This is a genomic window from Streptococcus gingivalis (assembly GCF_035544715.1).
GTDB lineage: Bacteria > Bacillota > Bacilli > Lactobacillales > Streptococcaceae > Streptococcus > Streptococcus gingivalis.
The window spans coordinates 39,474-57,274 of the sequence record NZ_JAYKTO010000002.1 but is presented as its reverse complement, the minus strand read 5'-3'; the positions used below and the strand labels follow the sequence as shown (position 1 = coordinate 57,274).

The 17,801-nt window shown below is 42.8% G+C and carries 8 protein-coding genes; 7 read left to right on the top strand and 1 reads right to left on the bottom strand.

Annotated features, from left to right (window positions below):
- Positions 1-384 precede the first annotated feature (384 nt).
- Entirely contained in the window at positions 385-4,272 is a 3,888-nt protein-coding gene (locus SM122_RS06625) for a glycoside hydrolase family 66 protein (RefSeq protein ID WP_155170311.1), read from the bottom strand.
- 364 nt (positions 4,273-4,636) lie between these two features.
- On the opposite strand from SM122_RS06625, the gene SM122_RS06620 reads away from it, so the two are divergent.
- The 7 genes from SM122_RS06620 to SM122_RS06590 all read left to right on the top strand — a co-directional run bounded on the left by SM122_RS06620 (position 4,637) and on the right by SM122_RS06590 (position 17,663).
- Entirely contained in the window at positions 4,637-5,503 is an 867-nt protein-coding gene (locus SM122_RS06620; protein WP_003008955.1) for an ABC transporter permease, read from the top strand.
- On the top strand, positions 5,500-6,264 hold the full coding sequence (locus SM122_RS06615; protein ID WP_003012490.1) for an ABC transporter ATP-binding protein: 765 nt from the start codon (positions 5,500-5,502) through the stop codon (positions 6,262-6,264). Before SM122_RS06620 ends, SM122_RS06615 begins: the two co-directional genes overlap by 4 nt.
- A gap of 798 nt (positions 6,265-7,062) precedes the next feature.
- Complete coding sequence (locus tag SM122_RS06610; RefSeq protein ID WP_324737909.1) at positions 7,063-7,605, top strand: hypothetical protein; 543 nt, start codon at positions 7,063-7,065, stop codon at positions 7,603-7,605.
- Between the two features lie 203 nt (positions 7,606-7,808).
- Positions 7,809-9,470, top strand: a complete 1,662-nt coding sequence (locus SM122_RS06605) for a ribonuclease J (RefSeq protein WP_195327011.1) — start codon at positions 7,809-7,811, stop codon at positions 9,468-9,470.
- Between the two features lie 70 nt (positions 9,471-9,540).
- Positions 9,541-10,323 carry an alpha/beta hydrolase gene (locus tag SM122_RS06600; protein WP_003008948.1) on the top strand — a complete coding sequence of 261 codons (783 nt, stop codon included), beginning with the start codon at positions 9,541-9,543 and terminating at the stop codon, positions 10,321-10,323.
- A 383-nt stretch (positions 10,324-10,706) separates the two neighbouring features.
- On the top strand, positions 10,707-12,164 hold the full coding sequence (gltX, locus tag SM122_RS06595) for a glutamate--tRNA ligase (protein WP_151379418.1): 1,458 nt from the start codon (positions 10,707-10,709) through the stop codon (positions 12,162-12,164).
- A gap of 237 nt (positions 12,165-12,401) precedes the next feature.
- On the top strand, positions 12,402-17,663 hold the full coding sequence (locus SM122_RS06590; RefSeq protein WP_195327010.1) for an accessory Sec-dependent serine-rich glycoprotein adhesin: 5,262 nt from the start codon (positions 12,402-12,404) through the stop codon (positions 17,661-17,663).
- Positions 17,664-17,801: the final 138 nt, after the last annotated feature.

Here is a 17,801-nt window from a genome sequence, read left to right as displayed (position 1 = left end):
ACAGGAAGAGGCTTTGCTCGAAAGAGCAAGGCCTCTTTGTTTGGTATTGGAAACTTAGAAAAACATGCATAAATGTGATGAAAAAGTTTCAGTAAAATTCTATATATTCATTTCATTCGGTTACTAGTTTCAGTAAAATTCCATTGACTTGAAGTAGAGAAAACAGTATACTAGTAAAGCAATTTGATCTTTCAAACTGCCGGCAACAAGGGGAATGAATCCACTTTGAATTGGAATACAGTAGGGTTTGGAGTGGTAGTACTTCACACCCTTATTGTCGTCAGTCACCCTCATAAAAGGGATCTAGACTCTGAATGAGTTGTATAAATATAAAAAAACTTCCTTGGAACAGAATTCCATAGGGAGTTTCTTTGTGTTTGGGATCTACTCTTGTTTCTTTTTGTAAGGGATAAGACTGGACAAACCTGCTAAGAGGCCAAGTCCAAGTAGGGCTAGCTGAGAGGTTTCTTCACCTGTTGCAGGTAGATGAGTTCCTTCTTGAGGGGTGTTAGGAACAACTTCAGGGAGTTCCTCTTTTTGGCTTGTTGTTTCAAGAGGTTTCTCCTCTTCTTTGTTAGAGAGAAGTGTTGATCCCTTTTCTTCATGAGCATCAGTCGTGTTTGCTTTTGTCACGGAAGGAAGAGGGCTGACTGTTTCTTCTTTTTCCGTTTCTGGGGATGGTTGTGGAGTAGGGATTTCTTTGACCTTGTAGGCAAAGATCAAGATGGTTGTTCCCACTTCTACGTTCCCAGTTTGTTCAGCTGCACCGATCCGTTCATAGATGTGGCCGTCGTTGGAGATTTCATCTGGTGCGCTAGCGACGTAATGGGTTCCATTGTCCACATTTGTTGCAACAGCAAGCTCTGGTTGCAATTCAGTGTTAGTATCTTGGATGACAAATCGCGCGATGACCGTTCCTGTAGCTAACTTGTAATCATAGATGACAGTTTTCATTCCCTTAGTGACTGTGCCACTTGGATCAGCAGAATCAGCACGGTGTCCAACTAGATGGTAGATACGACCATCTTTTGTGATTTCTGTTGGGGCCTCACTGCTGTACTTGGTGCCGAAATCCATCTCTGTAGCAAGGTCTTGCGCCTCTTGCAGATCAGTGTCGCCTCCCTCAGTGAGGAATCGTACTCTGACCGATCCTTTGGTGATAGTGTAGGAAATAGCAGTATCAACTGTTGGAGACTCAGGGCTTGGAAGAAGATAGCCTTTTGTTTCGTCAAGAGGATCCACAAGGTTTAAGACTTGTCCACGAGCATCTTTTGGCTCTAATCCCTCCACGTACGAAAGGATAGCAGTGGGAGACAAAATGGCGGTTGGATTTGTGGGATCATTTAGATAAGGGATCTCTTTTTGAGCATGAGCTGGTTCTTTACCAGTAGCATAGCTGATCCTATAAGCCCCGACTGGGCGATAGATGACCGTATCTGTGATGTCTGCTGCATCAGCATGAATGCCAGTATGTTCTCCTGCTTTTGTCAGATCAGAAGTGATGGCATCTGTTGATTCTTCTGCTACGACAACATAGCCTTTTTTGACGGGATTTTCAAGAGCTGCAAAGCTTGTACCGTCTTGAGCTGTCCAGTCTTCAAGACTTGTCTCGCCCGTCACCAAATTGATGGTACCTTTGCGAGTGAAATGAAGGCTGTCAGTTTGGTCAGCTATTCCTGCAGGCTGGCGGTTAGATCCATCCTGGTCCTCTGTTACATAGGTCACCGTACGGGTCACTGTTTCAGATAAATGATCCAGATCAGCCGTTGTTTGACCAGCTGGAGCTAGAGGAGTTGGATAGACACGACCTTCGCTGTCTCCTGGAACAACTTGACCGGCTTGGATGGGCTGTGTTGCAGAAAATTCTACAATTTTTGGTGCCAAGCGGACAATAAACTCTTGAACGCCATCTTCATTGGTGTTGGTAGCGTCGCGGTCAAAGTTTGGTTGTCCGTCTGCATCGAAGCCATTCTCTATTAGTTCATAGCCTTTCTTCAAATAGTTGGCAATGGTTTCTTTTGTAGAGTAGTTGATCTTTTCACCTGTATGACCAACCAAGTCACTGGAACGCTCGAGCTCAACTCCGTTTTCGTCTTGATAAAGAACATGAGCGGCTTCATTGAGTTTGACGTAGAGCATATCCCATACATCTAGACTAGGAACATCGATAGCAGCCATCCATTGGCCAGCCCCTCCGTCATAATAAACATTTGCGCTTGTTTCTCGGAGGTTGATGTTGTATTTTCCTTCAACAGCATCGGGTGTTGCCCAGTAAATGCTGGCGTGTTCAGCCTGGTCTTTTGTGATTTTTCCGAGTGGAACAAAAGCTTGAATATTGGTCAATTTTTCGGTTGTATTCACAGCGCTGTTCCATTTGTTTTCAGTGATGCCGACCAAATTGATCAAGTGAGCAATCCGATCACCCGTCTTGGTTTCTTTTGTAATGGTATAAACGGTTCCAGGTTGAACTCCATCAGCATTATCCAGGTTGGATCCGATGAAGTTGCCGTTCACCAGTACATTGGTATTGTCTACAATCCGACGAGTATCATGCGCCAAGGTTTCGCGCCCGCGGAGAAGCTCTTGGTAAGCAACGATGAATTCTTGGTAGTTGAATTCTGTATTGGCAAAGTCAGCATTGACTGGTAGGTTTTGATTGAGATACCATTCTGCTTGGATCACCCCAAAACCTTTAGCATCTTGAGAAGTATTGAGGGCAGCAGTTGTCATATGGTAACCACCGCTCGCTGCGATAATAGCATCTGTCAGCAATTCGTTGTCTTTGCTGAGGGCTGATGCATTTTTACCACGATGGGTATAGGCTGCGATGATAGGAGATTTCCCCTTGTATAAATCACGCATCCGTTCGGTAAGGCGCGTCAAGGCTTGGTAGGTAGAGTCATAGGCAATGCTATCTCCCCAAACTTCCGCATAAGGTGCAGAGACATTGGTCTTGCCTAGTCGATCAGCATCTCCAGTAGAGATATCGTTGATCATGAAGTCATAGCCTTCTTTTTTGAGGGCCTCTGTCGCAGCTGTGGCCAGTTCTGGATAGTGTTCGCTCAAAGAGAAGCTTTTTCCAGGTTCACTGACTTTTTCCACCCAGTTAGAGCCCATGGTATCCCCTTGCCATCCATCAAAATTCCCTTCTTTCATGGCTTTGGTCATGACTTCAATGATAAATTTTTGCCAATTTGGATCACCCGGATCGAGAAATTGTTGGATATCAGTCGCTGTGACATCACCCTTTTTACCGAAGTTGAAATGGTCTGCTAGATTGCGAACAATGGCACTTTTCACTTCATTTGGGACCCCTTCTTCGAGGGAAACTGCGTAAATCATGTTATACAGCATGGCTTTGGCACCAGTTGAATGGACATGAGCCACTAGCTCTTTGACTGCTTCTGTATCGATGACAGGTAAGTAGGACTTGCGCTTGTCAGGATCTGTTTCGCTATTTGGAATCAAGAAAGTCGCCCAGTCTTGAGTGAAACGTTCAACATTTGCTGGGAATGGGTTGGCAGGTGTATTGTAAACGTCGTAGAAGAAGTAGTTGTTGATGTGCATATTGGCCAATTGGTCAATGCTATTCTTGTAGCCTTCTACCTGATCATTGGTGATGGAGTTGTGATTGTCTTTAGAGCCGGCGACCACCCCATAACGTGGGTAGATCGTCCAGTCATCTTCAACAGCAAGACCCGCTGCCTTATGAAAGGCTTGGGAACCATCTGCTTTCTTACCAAGAACATCTACGATAAATCCAGCATTAGGTGAAAAGACTGTACTTGGAATTGTCAGTTCGCCACCTTCAACGTTTTTCTTTTCATAAATGACCTGATCTAAATGAGAGACAGTGATATCAGAAGAAACCACTTCAGGGTTGTTGATGGAGATCCGAACGTCTTCCCCACTTTTATAAGTCGCTTTATCAAAGGTGACGTCGTTGGTGATTTTTGGAGTATTATAAGTAGTTGCTGGAGTTGCACTGACCGGTTGAGTGGCAGTTACAGTTGGTGTTGTTTCCGATGGCGAAGAAGTCGCTTCCGTCGTAGCACCTTCCTCACTAGTAGTGGTAGGAGTACTGGTATTGGTTGCTACTGGTTGAGCGGTTGCTGTGATTTCAGAAGTCGGACTGGTGTTGACCTCGTCAGCCATGGCAACAGAGCTTACCATCAAGGCTCCAAAAAGGGTAATCATAGAGACCAATGCCTTGTTGCGTTTGCGGAAATAGCCGTGCCCTTTTTCAGAGACACTATTTTTTTGTTGTTTCATTTTTTTCTCCCACATACAGTCTAAATAAGTAAATCAACGTTTCTGTATTATTTGTTCATTTTATACCAAATAAGTATACGATTTTTCACTAGATAGTGTCAATTTTGGAAAGAAAGTGAATTTGATGTTTTCATAAAAGTGCCAGAAAATAGCTTTAAATGTGAGTTTTTAAATATTGATATTTATATCCAAAAAAATATTTACAAAAAAATGAACCGCAAAGATAATTTGATTCGTTTTTTCGATATAAAATTGAACAAAGCGCAAAAGTAAAAAAATAAATGCAATGAGAAGCATCAATTTCCTATAGGTTCTCCTCCCTATTTATGTTACAATTAAACTACTATTATCGAAGGGAGAAACTATGATTAATTCAATTGTTTCACAAGGTTTGATTTGGGCCATTTTAGGGTTAGGAATCTTTATGACGTTCCGAATTCTAGATTTTCCAGATATGACGACAGAAGGTTCTTTCCCGCTTGGAGGAGCGGTGGCGGTGACCTTGATTACCAAAGGGGTCAATCCACTCCTTGCGACGCTGGCTGCTATTGGAGCAGGGTGCTTGGCAGGACTTGCGACGGGTCTTCTCTACACAAAAGGGAGAATACCAACACTCTTATCAGGGATCCTTGTGATGACGTCTTGTAACTCGGTCATTCTATTTGTCATGCAGCGGGCCAATTTGGGACTTCTGGGCTATAAAAAAATTCAGGAATTTCTTCCTTTTGCCAGTGGGTTCAATGAGATTCTGATTGGCTTGATTTTCGTCACGCTTGTGATCCTTGGTTTGATCTTCTTCTTGGATACACGCTTGGGTCAAGCCTATATTGCGACAGGGGACAATCCAGATATGGCCAAGAGCTTTGGGATCAACACAGACCGGATGGAATTGATGGGCTTGGTCATTTCAAATGGGATTATTGCTCTTTCTGGTGCACTGATGGCCCAGCAAGAAGGCTATGCGGATGCTTCACGTGGAATTGGTGTTATCGTTATCGGGCTTGCCAGCCTCATTATTGGAGAGGTGCTCTTTTCAAATGTCACCTTGACAGAGCGCTTGCTCAGTATTGCGATCGGATCGATCGCCTACCAATTTTTGATTTGGGCCGTGATTGCGCTTGGCATCAATACCAGCTATATTCGAATCTTCAGTGCCTTGATCTTGGCTATCTGCCTGATGATTCCAACCTTTAAGGGAAAAATCATGAAAGGAGCGAAACTCAGTAAATGACAGCAATTGTAGAATTAAAAAATGTAACCAAAGCCGTGAGCAATGGGATGAACGAAGAAAAAGTCATTCTGGATGATGTTTCCTTGGAAATTCGAGAGCATGATTTTATCACGATTTTGGGGGGCAATGGAGCTGGAAAATCAACCCTATTTAATACCATTGCTGGGACGCTTCCGGTGAGCAGTGGGAAGATTTATATTTTGGGGGAAGATGTAACCAACTATTCTCCTGAAAAGAGAGCCAAGTACCTATCGCGGGTCTTTCAAGATCCTAAAATGGGAACGGCACCTCGCATGACAGTAGCAGAAAACCTCTTGGTAGCGAAGTTTCGCGGAGAAAAACGTGGCTTGATTCCGCGTCACTTGGCCAGCTATAAAGAAGAGTTTCAAACAGTCCTTGCTAAGATCGGCAATGGCTTGGAAAATCATATCGATACAGCCGTTGAGTTTCTATCAGGGGGGCAACGACAAGCCTTGAGTCTGTTGATGGCGACACTGAAACGTCCAGAACTCTTGCTTCTAGACGAACACACTGCTGCCTTGGATCCCAAAACCAGTCAGGCGCTCATGACCTTGACGGATGAGTTTGTGAAACAAGATGCCCTCACAGCTCTTATGATCACTCACCATATGGAAGATGCTTTGAAATATGGAAATCGCTTGATTGTCATGAAAGACGGACACATCGTCCAAGACCTCAATCAAGAAGAAAAAGCCCAAATGACCATCGCAGACTACTATCAATTGTTTGAGAAAGACTAAGATACAAAGCCCGTAAAATGGGAGTAGGACAGAAGCGACATCACTTAGGTTGTTTGATGTAGAAGTAGTTTGTCTGCATGCTAGAGAGTGGGACAGAAATCGGTAATTCGTTAGAATTCGATTTCGTCCTCCCACCTCCGCACAGTTAAGTAGGGCTGTAAAAGCTGATGAAATCAGCGTACTAGAGCCCACTCAACCACTGCGTCTTGCTCGACAATCCAAAAATAATTGAGAGGCTAGGACTTTTGTCCCAGCCTCTTTTCTTTTTCTTAAATCATCAATAAAACCGCATAAAAATTGGAACTAGTTTCAGCTGAAATCGCTTGCAATTACTTAGGTAGCTGAGTATAATATAGTTAGAAAGATAAAGAAGGGATTGATACCAATGCCTTATCGAGTTAAAATTTAGGTTACTTCGTTTTAGGCCTGTTTTGCTGATATCTGTTCATGCTCTTATCGTAAAAGAGCAGTCATGTCGTGTGTGTCGGATCGGTTGGACGGTCGGGCAAACCTGCTTAGTTTGTCCGGAGACATAAGAAAACGTGGAAATAGTAGGTAGAAGCTTTTTGTAAAGGTTTTCAAACTTCAATGCGTCCAGTCGAAAACTAATCATTTGGATTTAGGATAGCAAAGAAAACCTCTGGTATTTTACACAAATACTATTAAATGAAATCAACATCATAAACATTGTTTTGTTAGCCAAAAGGTTAATTGCACCAAGTCAGTGAAGCAGACCAGGCCTCTAGTCCCGTAAGACTGGAGGCCATTTTTATAAAATACTCAGGAGGAGGTGAGAGTATGGGATTGTCGTATGCGCAAGAATATAGTTGTCGGGACCATTTTCGACAAAGAGCTTTTGAGCGCTTTGGCGTAGATGATCAGCACTTGAATAAGTGGATCAACCAACACCTCTCCTCCCTCTCTCCTTATGATAGTAATGTGGTTCAACCCGCCAACACAGAAGCCTATGTAGCCAGTGATGGCGTCATCTTTGTCTGCAATATCAAAAGTCGGGAATTTATCACCTGCTTTAAGGCGGTTAATTACCAAGAGTCTAAGGAAGAAGAGGAAGCCTATACGGACATTCACGAAAACAATGTCGTTTCCTTCAAAAAAGATGTGAACCACCTAGTCAATCGCTACCGACTCAAGGAAGCCAAAGAGCTGTTTGAAAACATTGGGGAGGACTTGGATGATTTTTATCGCCTGTCCCAAGCGGTCAAGAACGGCCAATTGAGCGAGCGAAATAGTAGGCGCCTAGAGGAATTGTTAGGCAAGTTTCATGTGATCAAGGCAGCCATGCGGCTCATTGAAAATAAACGGGGAGATTACCATCTTTAGGGTCTTTTCCCCCTAAAAATAGGCGCCTAGAAGCCCTCTCATCTGAAATAGATGAGAGGACTTTTTTGCTGTGGAAAGCTTTTTGAAAAAAAGAGAAAAAAATTGTATAATAGAGTGGATATGCAAGTATTTGCAAAGCTGTAATTCGACTTGGGCGACCAAGGACCGTAAGTATTAAAATAATCACACTAAAGGAGACAACAGTGAGTAGTATTAAATTAGTCACTCTTGGCGGTGTTCGAGAAAATGGGAAAAATCTCTACGTTGCCGAAGTGAACGATTCGATTTTTGTCTTGGATGCAGGTTTGAAGTATCCAGAAAATGAGCAACTTGGGGTGGATGTCGTTATCCCCAACATGGATTATCTATTTGAAAACAAGGACCGCATTGCGGGTGTTTTCTTGACCCATGGTCACGCGGATGCCATTGGGGCCTTGCCTTATCTTTTGGCGGAAGCGAAAGTCCCTGTATTCGGGACAGAGTTGACCATTGAGTTGGCTAAACTCTTTGTAAAAAGCAATGACAGTGTGAAGAAATTCAACGACTTCCATGTCATCGATCAGAATTCTGAGATTGATTTTGGTGATGCTGTCGTCTCTTTCTTTCAAACAACCCACTCGATCCCTGAAAGTATCGGGATTGTGATTGGCACTCCTGAGGGCAATATCGTCTACACAGGAGACTTTAAATTTGACCAAACTGCCAGCGAGTCCTACGCGACAGACTTTGCTCGCCTAGCTGAGATTGGACGCGAAGGCGTACTCGCTCTCTTGAGTGACTCGGCCAATGCGGATAGTAATATTCAAGTTGCCAGTGAGCAAGAAGTAGGCGATGCCATCTTAGATACGATTGCAGACTGGGATGGTCGTGTCATCGTAGCGGCGGTAGCCAGCAACCTCTCTCGGATCCAGCAGGTCTTTGATGCTGCGGCTGAGACTGGCCGTCGAGTGGTCTTGACAGGGTTTGATGTGGAAAACATCGTCCGCACAGCTATTCGCTTGAACAAATTGTCTCTTGCCAACGAAAAACTCTTGATCAAGCCAAAAGAAATGAGCCGTTTCGAGGATCATGAATTGATCATTTTGGAAACAGGCCGGATGGGTGAGCCGATCAACGGTTTGCGCAAGATGTCGATTGGCCGTCACCGCTATGTGGAAATCAAAGATGGGGACTTGGTCTACGTCGTCACAACGCCATCTATTGCTAAAGAAGCTGTGGTGGCTCGTGTGGAAAACATGATCTACCAAGCAGGTGGCATTGTTAAATTGATCACGTCAAGCTTGCGCGTGTCTGGTCACGGAAACGCACGGGACTTGCAGTTGATGATCAACCTTCTTCGTCCTAAATACCTCTTCCCAATCCAAGGGGAATACCGCGAATTGGATGCTCATGCACGAGTAGCGATGAAAGTTGGTATCTTGCCTGAAAATATCTTTATTCCAAAACGCGGAACGGTGATGGAATACGAAAAGGGGGACTTCGTCCCTGCCGGTAGCGTCTCAGCTGGAGATGTCATGATTGATGGGAATGCTATTGGTGATGTGGGCAATATTGTCCTTCGTGACCGTAAGGTCTTGTCAGAAGACGGGATCTTTATCGTGGCGATCACCGTGAATCGCAAAGAGAAGAAAATTATTTCTAAAGCGCGCGTGCACACCCGTGGTTTTGTCTATGTCAAGAAGAGTCGGGATATTCTTCGTGAAAGTTGCGAATTGGTCAACCAAAGCGTTGAAGACTATTTGGCACAAGACAGCTTTGACTGGGGTGAGTTAAAAGGTTTGGTACGCGACAACTTGTCTAAGTTCTTGTTTGAACAAACCAAACGCCGTCCAGCCATCCTACCAGTCGTGATGGAAGTGAAATAATAGTAGAAAACGAAACGCTTGGCAGCCAGAGGTTTGCCGAGTGTTTTTAACAGTAGAAAGAGGAAATCAAATGGCAGTTATGCAGATTGAGTATTATTCAGAAGCCTTGAAGATGGAGTGGGGCGTGTCCGTCCTTTATCCCGATGCATCGCGCGTAGAAGATCCAGCGGATACGGATATTCCAGTTCTCTATCTCTTACACGGGATGAATGGCAACCACCACTCCTGGTTGAAGCGGACTAATGTGGAGCGCATTTTGCGAAATACCAATCTGATCGTGGTCCTGCCTAATACCAATAATGGCTTTTACACAGATACCCAGTATGGCTACAACTACTACACGGCCATTGCAGAGGAATTGCCAGAGACTCTTTCTCGCTTCTTCCCTAATATGACCAAGAAACGGGAGAAGACCTTTATTGCTGGTCTATCTATGGGAGGCTATGGATCGATGCTCTTGGCTCTCAAGACAAATCGTTTCTCCCATGCGGCTAGTTTTTCCGGTGCTCTGAGTTTCCACGATCGGGACTTTGAAAACAATGACTTGGAACAACCAGCTTTTTGGAAGGGGATCTTTGGAGAGATTGAGGATTGGACGACCAGTCCCTATTCGCTAGAGACTGCTGCCAAGAAGTTTTCAGATAAGAAGACCAAACTCTGGATCTGGTGTGGAGAGCAGGATTTCCTTTATGAGGCCAATAATTTTGAAGTCAAGGAACTAGAAAAGTTAGGTTTGGATGTCACCTATACCCACAGCCCAGGCAAGCACGAATGGTTCTATTGGGAACGTGAGTTGGAGCACTTTTTACAAACCCTACCAATCGACTTTGAATTAGAAGAAAGACTAAGTTAAGATACAAAGGGCGTAGCGGATACAGTCAAAATAGGGAGTAGGACAGAAGCGATATCATTTATAAACGCTTCGTTGTCCTACCCCCACAAGGCTGATTAGGTATTCTTCTGAGCTTAGAAAGCGACAGAAGAATCCAATCAGCTACTGTGTCTTGAATTAATTGCTATTCAGCTTGCGTTTTTGACACAATCCGCAGCCCGTGTTCGTTTAATAAGATACAAATAGATTGGATATCAGTCAGAGCATTTGTTCTGGCTTTTTTTATATATAGGAAGAAAAGCTAGAAAGGCCACTTATTCATTTCAGTCCTGCTTTCTTTGTGGTATAATAGGAACGATTGAAAAATGAGCTAGAAATAGCGAACAAGATAAGAGGAGAGAAATATGGCAAAAGATATTCGTGTGCGTTATGCACCAAGTCCAACAGGGCTACTACACATCGGAAATGCTCGTACAGCATTGTTTAACTACTTGTATGCGCGCCACCATGGTGGAACCTTTATCATCCGTATCGAAGATACGGACCGCAAACGTCATGTCGAAGACGGAGAACGTTCACAGCTTGAAAACCTTCGTTGGTTGGGCATGGACTGGGATGAAAGCCCTGAGACGCACGAAAACTACCGCCAATCAGAACGGCTACCACTTTATCAAAAATACATCGACCAACTCTTGGCGGAAGGAAAAGCTTACAAATCTTACGTCACTGAAGAAGAGTTAGCGGCTGAACGTGAACGCCAAGAAGCTGCGGGTGAAACACCTCGCTATATCAACGAATATCTCGGCATGAGCGAAGAAGAAAAAGCTGCTTATATCGCAGAACGTGAAGCAGCGGGCATCATTCCAACGGTTCGTTTGGCAGTGAATGAGTCTGGTATCTACAAGTGGCATGATATGGTCAAAGGCGATATCGAGTTTGAAGGTGGCAATATCGGTGGGGATTGGGTCATCCAGAAGAAAGATGGCTACCCAACTTACAACTTTGCCGTTGTGATCGATGACCACGATATGCAAATCTCTCACGTTATCCGTGGAGATGACCACATTGCTAACACACCAAAACAGCTCATGGTTTATGAAGCGCTTGGATGGGAAGCACCTGAGTTTGGTCACATGACTTTGATCATCAATTCTGAAACTGGTAAGAAGTTGTCTAAACGGGACACCAACACCCTTCAATTTATCGAAGATTACCGTAAGAAGGGCTACCTTCCAGAAGCAGTCTTTAACTTTATCGCTTTGCTTGGTTGGAACCCTGGTGGGGAAGACGAAATCTTCTCTCGCGAAGAACTTATCCAGCTCTTTGATGAAAACCGTCTCAGCAAGTCTCCAGCGGCTTTCGACCAAAAGAAAATGGACTGGATGAGCAATGAGTACATCAAGAATGCGGATCTTGCGACTATCTTTGAAATGGCTAAACCATTCCTTGAAGAAGCAGGTCGTCTAACAGACAAGGCTGAGAAATTGGTGGAACTTTACAAACCACAAATGAAGTCAGTGGATGAAATCGTTCCATTGACAGATCTTTTCTTCTCAGACTTCCCAGAATTGACAGAAGCAGAGAAAGAAGTCATGGCTGGTGAAACAGTGCCAACTGTACTTGAAGCCTTCAAAGCAAAACTTGAAGCCATGTCAGACGATGAGTTTGTGGCAGAAAATATCTTCCCACAAATCAAAGCGGTTCAAAAAGAAACTGGGATCAAAGGGAAGAATCTCTTTATGCCAATCCGAATCGCCGTTTCAGGTGAAATGCATGGTCCTGAATTACCAGATACCATCTACTTACTTGGACGCGAAAAATCCATCCAACATATTGAAAGCATGTTGGAAAAAATCAGATAATTATCAGGAAAGTCCCTATTAAATGGGGATTTTTGTTTTACCTCTAAAGTAAAAGTATTATAGGATTTTTTCAAAAAATTGCCCCGGTTTGACAAATTGATCCTACTGAAAACGATTTTATCACTATCTAAAACAAAAATTATAAAAAAATAGCAATAATTAAGGATAATTGCTTCCAAAAATCGACAGATTAGTCTATAATGTTAGGGAAATAAAAAATGTAATAAGGAGACAGAAATGTTTTTTAAACGTTCGAACGGTGAATTCCGTGAAACAGATCGTGTGACTCGTTTCAAATTGATCAAATCAGGTAAAAACTGGTTGCGTGCTGCGACTTCTAACTTTGGTCTTTTGAAAGTCATTCGTGGTCAAGTCGAAGAGACTGTTGTAGCTGAAGTGCGTGAAGACGCAGTATCAGTGAAAGAAATGACAAGCCGTGGCTTGCTCAAAGGGATCGTAGCAGCAGGGGCTGTTCTTGGTGCAGCTACAGTAGCGAATACTGCCAAAGCAGATGAGACAGGATCAGACGTTGCGACTGCATCTGAGCTTTCAAGTGAAGCTCTTGTAGAACAAGGAAGTACAGTACTTGGTACAACTTCAACAACAGAATCTCAGTCTGAATCAACAACTGAGTCAACAACAGAATCAGCTAGCGCTTCTGCATCTGCAAGTGCTTCAACCTCTACAAGCGTATCTGTATCTCACTCAGCTTCATTGAGCGAACAAGGTTCAGCAGAACTTTCAGCAGCTTCAAGCGAATCAACTGTAGCAGCTGGCTCTGAAGCAAGTGTAGAAAGCACTACAACAGTAGCGAAAGCTGAAGATAAAGTTGTTTTGGAACAAAACACTTCAGAAGCAGCATTGTTGAACAAGATTGCAGGAGACTACTCAACAACTGTATCAGCTCCAGAGAAGAAAGCAGCACTTGATGCGGCCATTTCTAAAGTTCAAACTGAATTGACAGCAAGCAACAGCTTGATCAACGCAAATGCATCAGCGCAAGCATACGCAGACCAACGCGAACGCTTGAGCAAGTCAGTAGATGACATGATGGCAACCTTGACTGCAACAGGCTTTACTGGCAACACAACAGTGAATGGTGCTCCAGCCATTTCAGCACAGTTGGCTCCAATCTCAACAAGCACTACTGGTAGTGTAGATACTACACCAGTTATTACAAATGCAAATGGTGCAACGATTGAAGATGCAGCCTTCAATAAATCTGGTTATGCTTTGGATCCAAACGCTGATCGCTTCACTTTTGGTGTATGGCAATTCCTTAAAACAAACCATACTACTGGTGCTAAAACCAACTTTGATTACTATGCTACTCTTTCAGTAGACCGTTCTGCCATCACTGGTAGCCTTTCAGCTAACCCAGATGTTTACTTACGTATTGTGAAGAAATCGGATGGTTCAGAAGCTTACACACGTACTATTCATGCTGGTGAAAGCAATATCTCTCTTCCAAACTACATCACAAACAATAACTCTGATGTAACAAATACTTTGACTTATACAGGTGCTAACGGAACTGATCCAGGTAACGTAACCTTCTCATTGGTAAACGATAACCTTGAGTATGAAACACTTCAAATTCGTGATACCAACTACCCAGGTAACGAAAATGAAGATAAACCAAATGTTCAAACTTCTGTTCCTTATGCGAAAGCTGATCAAACTACTTACTATAAAGTTGTTGATAGCAGCAAGTACACAAAAGGACAAACTTATACACCAACTGGAAATGAAACAGTCCTTGCAAGCTATACGCAAACAGGTCTTGCAGGTCAACAATTCACAGCTTCAGGAAACCGTAATATTGAGGGGTATGAACAAGTTCCAGCAACAACAGATACAACTCAAAAAACATCTGGTATCCTTGGTAAGGGTGTCGTTGGACAAAAACTTGTCGAACTTCAAGGTGGAGCCAACCACTATTATGTGAAACGTATTTCTGAAATCGTGGATACAAATGGCTCAACTGTAACGAAATTCTACGCCCTTGATCCATCACAGGTTAACAATTTTGCTACATCAGATATTGGTACTGAAGATGTATCTAAGTACACACTCATCTATACAAGTAAAGTTAACAAAGCTGGGGAAGAGTGGAAGGCTGATGAGTCTAAAGTTACAAAAGTAAACAGCAAAAACGGTGACTATCATATTGATGTCACTGAAACTGCCGGAAGCAAATCGCTCGTTATTACTGGTTGGCAGTCTAATACTGAGAAAGTTAATCTAACTCATGACGAAACCAAGGTTACTGAAGCATTTGACAAACCATTTACAGGTGCTCCAGATCCTTCATTGACTCCTGCTGGTAAAGGAAACAACGATTGGAACTTGATCGCAGGACGTAATGCTGATATTGTTGCAAAATCTAAGGTAACTCAACCAGATGGAAGCATTACTTATACAGAGTTGAAAGGTTACTCTTCATTCTCAAACAACTACTCAATTCCAACTGCGATTAAACCATCGACTGATGTGAACTATTACTTTGTTAAGTCAGATGAAAAAGGAAGTGTTTACGTTCACTATAAAGATACTGAAGGAACAACGATTAAAGCTTCAGTAACAGATGAAGATAAACAACCTATTAACAAAGCATATGACACAGTAGTAGATAACCGTCCAGATACAATTGAGTACAATGGTAAAACTTACGAGTTGGTACCAGCAGGTACATATACTGTTGGCCAAGTTGACTCAGATGGTCACCTTACAACTTCAGATCCAATTAAAGGTTCAGTTGCTAAAGAAGATCAGAATGTAACCTATATCTATAAAGTGAAAGAAACACCAAAAGAAGGTGAAGTTGTTATCACTTATGTAGATACGAAAGGTAACGAAATCCAAAAATCTCGTCAAGATACACCTAAATCTCCATATGATACACCATATGATACAACTGAAAAAGGTGAAAAGCCAAATATCATCAAGACAACTGATGGTAAGACATATAAAATTGTTCCTAAAGGTGATTACCCAGTAGGAGATGTTGATGAAAACGGTCATTTGAAGTCTTCAGACCCTATTACTGGTAAAGTTGACAAACCAAAATCAACCATTACTTACGTTTATGAAGAAGTTGGAAGTGTCTTTGTTCATTATAAAGATATTAACGGAAATACGATCATGGGATCTGTTATTGATGAGCAAGATCAACCACTTGATAAGGATTATGATACTGTAGTAGATAATCGTCCTAAAGAAATTAAATTTGAAGGTAAAACTTACGAACTTGTAGAAGCTGGTAATTACCCAGTAGGTCAAGTTGACAGCCAAGGTCACTGGACAGGTGATGATGATACGACTGGTAAAGTGGCTTCAGGTGAGAAGAATGTTACTTATATCTATAAGTTGAAAGACGAATCTCAATCAGATTCAGGTTCAGCATCAGAATCAGCTTCACAATCATTATCAGAAGTTGTATCTAACTCACAGTCTATATCAGAACAAGCTTCTACATCATTGTCTGAATCAGTACAGGAATCAGCATCGGTATCAGCATCTGAGTCATCGTCGTTGAGCACGTCTGCGCAAGAATCAGCAAGCCAATCAGCATCAGAATCAGCGTCAGTATCGGCATCTGAGTCAGCATCGTTGAGCACATCAGCTTCAGCATCAGCATCAACTTCAGCAAGTCAATCAGCATCATTGAGCACATCGGCTTCAGCATCAGCATCAACTTCAGCGAGCCAATCAGCGTCATTGAGCACATCGGCTTCAGCATCAGCTTCTGTATCAGCTAGTCAATCAGCATCATTGAGCACATCGGCTTCAGCATCAGCTTCTGTATCAGCTAGTCAATCAGCGTCATTGAGCACATCAGCATCAGTATCAGCATCTGAATCAGCATCTGCATCTGAATCAGTATCAGCGTCATTGAGCGCATCAGCGTCTGAGTCAGCATCAGTATCTGCGAGCCAATCAGCATCATTGAGCACATCGGCTTCAGCATCAGCATCTACTTCAGCAAGCCAATCAGCGTCATTGAGTACATCAGCGTCTGAATCAGCATCAGTATCAGCGAGCCAATCAGCGTCATTGAGTACATCAGCGTCTGAATCAGCATCAGTATCAGCGAGCCAATCAGCGTCATTGAGCACATCGGCTTCAGCATCAGCTTCTGTATCAGCGAGCCAATCAGCATCATTGAGCACATCAGCATCTGAATCAGCAAGCGTATCTGCAAGTCAATCAGCATCATTGAGCACATCAGCTTCAACATCACTTTCTACATCTGTATCACAATCAGCATCTAACTCTTCATCAAATTCTGAAAGTGAAAAACCTCAAGGTGAAGTTATTATTACTTATATCCGTGAGAATGATGGTAAGGAAATTAAAGTCCAACGTCAAGATACTCCTAAGTCAGACTACAACACGCCTTATGACACTACTGAGAACGATGAACAACCTAAGTACATTGAGTTTGAAGGTAAGAAATACGAACGTGTACCGGCTGGTGATTATCCGGTAGGTAAAGTTGATAGTGAAGGACATCTTGAAACTTCTGATCCAATCAAAGGTAAAGTAGAAAAACCAGTTTCTAAGATTACTTATGTTTATAAAGAGGTTAAAGAAGATCCAACGAAACCTAAAGAAGGTGACGTAATCATCACTTACGTAGACGAAAATGGTAAAGAAATTCAAAAACCTCGTCAAGACACACCAAACTCACCATATGACACACCATATAACACAACTGAGGAAGGTGAAAAACCTAACACTATCAAGACTCCAGACGGTAAGACTTACAAGATCGTGCCGAAAGGTGACTACCCAGTAGGTAAAGTTGATGGCGATGGACACTTGGAATCATCTGATCCAATTAAAGGTAAAGTTGATAAACCACGTTCAATCATCACTTACGTTTACAAAGAAGTGAAAGAAGAGCCAACTCAACCTAAGGGTAGCGTATACGTACACTATGTAGATGAAAATGGTAACACTATCAAGACTTCAGTAGTGGATGAAAAAGACCAACCAGTAGGTAAAGACTACGATACAGTAGTGGATAACCGTCCTAAGACAATCACAACTGCAGATGGTAAAGTCTATGAATTGGTACCACAAGGTAACTACCCAGTAGGTAAGGTTGACGGTGAAGGTCACTTGACAACAACTGACCCAACAACTGGTAAAGTTATCGAAGGTGATAAGAACGTTACTTATGTTTACAAACTTGTGAAGACTCCAAACGTTCCAACACCAAACACTCCAGTGCCACCAACTCCAACACCAAATACTCCGGTAGATCCAACACCTAATAAACCAATGGATCCAACACCAAACACACCGGTAGATCCAACACCTAATACACCAGTGAACCCAGTTCCTGAGCAACCAGCTAAACCAGCTCCAGCTCTTGAACAACTTCCAAATACTGGTGAAACAGGATCTGTAGCTTCAGCTCTTCTTGGAGCAGTTGCAGGGGTTGCAGGGGTTGCAGCACTTGGAAGCCGCAAAAAAGAAGATGAAAAATAATCTTCTATCCTAATTTGATTCGGTCATTTCAGGTATGTGGGAAATGAAAAAGGATCCAAAAAGAGAACCTCCGGGTTCTCTTTTTGTGTGCTGTTTTTTATGTTAAAAACTAGTCTTAATTAGTTACTTTTGGGGAAA

Coding starts and splice junctions, on each gene's coding strand:
- gltX (WP_151379418.1), top strand. CDS start 10,707: ATGGCAAAAGATATTCGTGTGCGTTATGCACCAAGTCCAACAGGGCTA.
- SM122_RS06610 (WP_324737909.1), top strand. CDS start 7,063: ATGGGATTGTCGTATGCGCAAGAATATAGTTGTCGGGACCATTTTCGA.
- SM122_RS06625 (WP_155170311.1), bottom strand. CDS start 4,272: ATGAAACAACAAAAAAATAGTGTCTCTGAAAAAGGGCACGGCTATTTC.
- SM122_RS06615 (WP_003012490.1), top strand. CDS start 5,500: ATGACAGCAATTGTAGAATTAAAAAATGTAACCAAAGCCGTGAGCAAT.
- SM122_RS06600 (WP_003008948.1), top strand. CDS start 9,541: ATGGCAGTTATGCAGATTGAGTATTATTCAGAAGCCTTGAAGATGGAG.
- SM122_RS06620 (WP_003008955.1), top strand. CDS start 4,637: ATGATTAATTCAATTGTTTCACAAGGTTTGATTTGGGCCATTTTAGGG.
- SM122_RS06590 (WP_195327010.1), top strand. CDS start 12,402: ATGTTTTTTAAACGTTCGAACGGTGAATTCCGTGAAACAGATCGTGTG.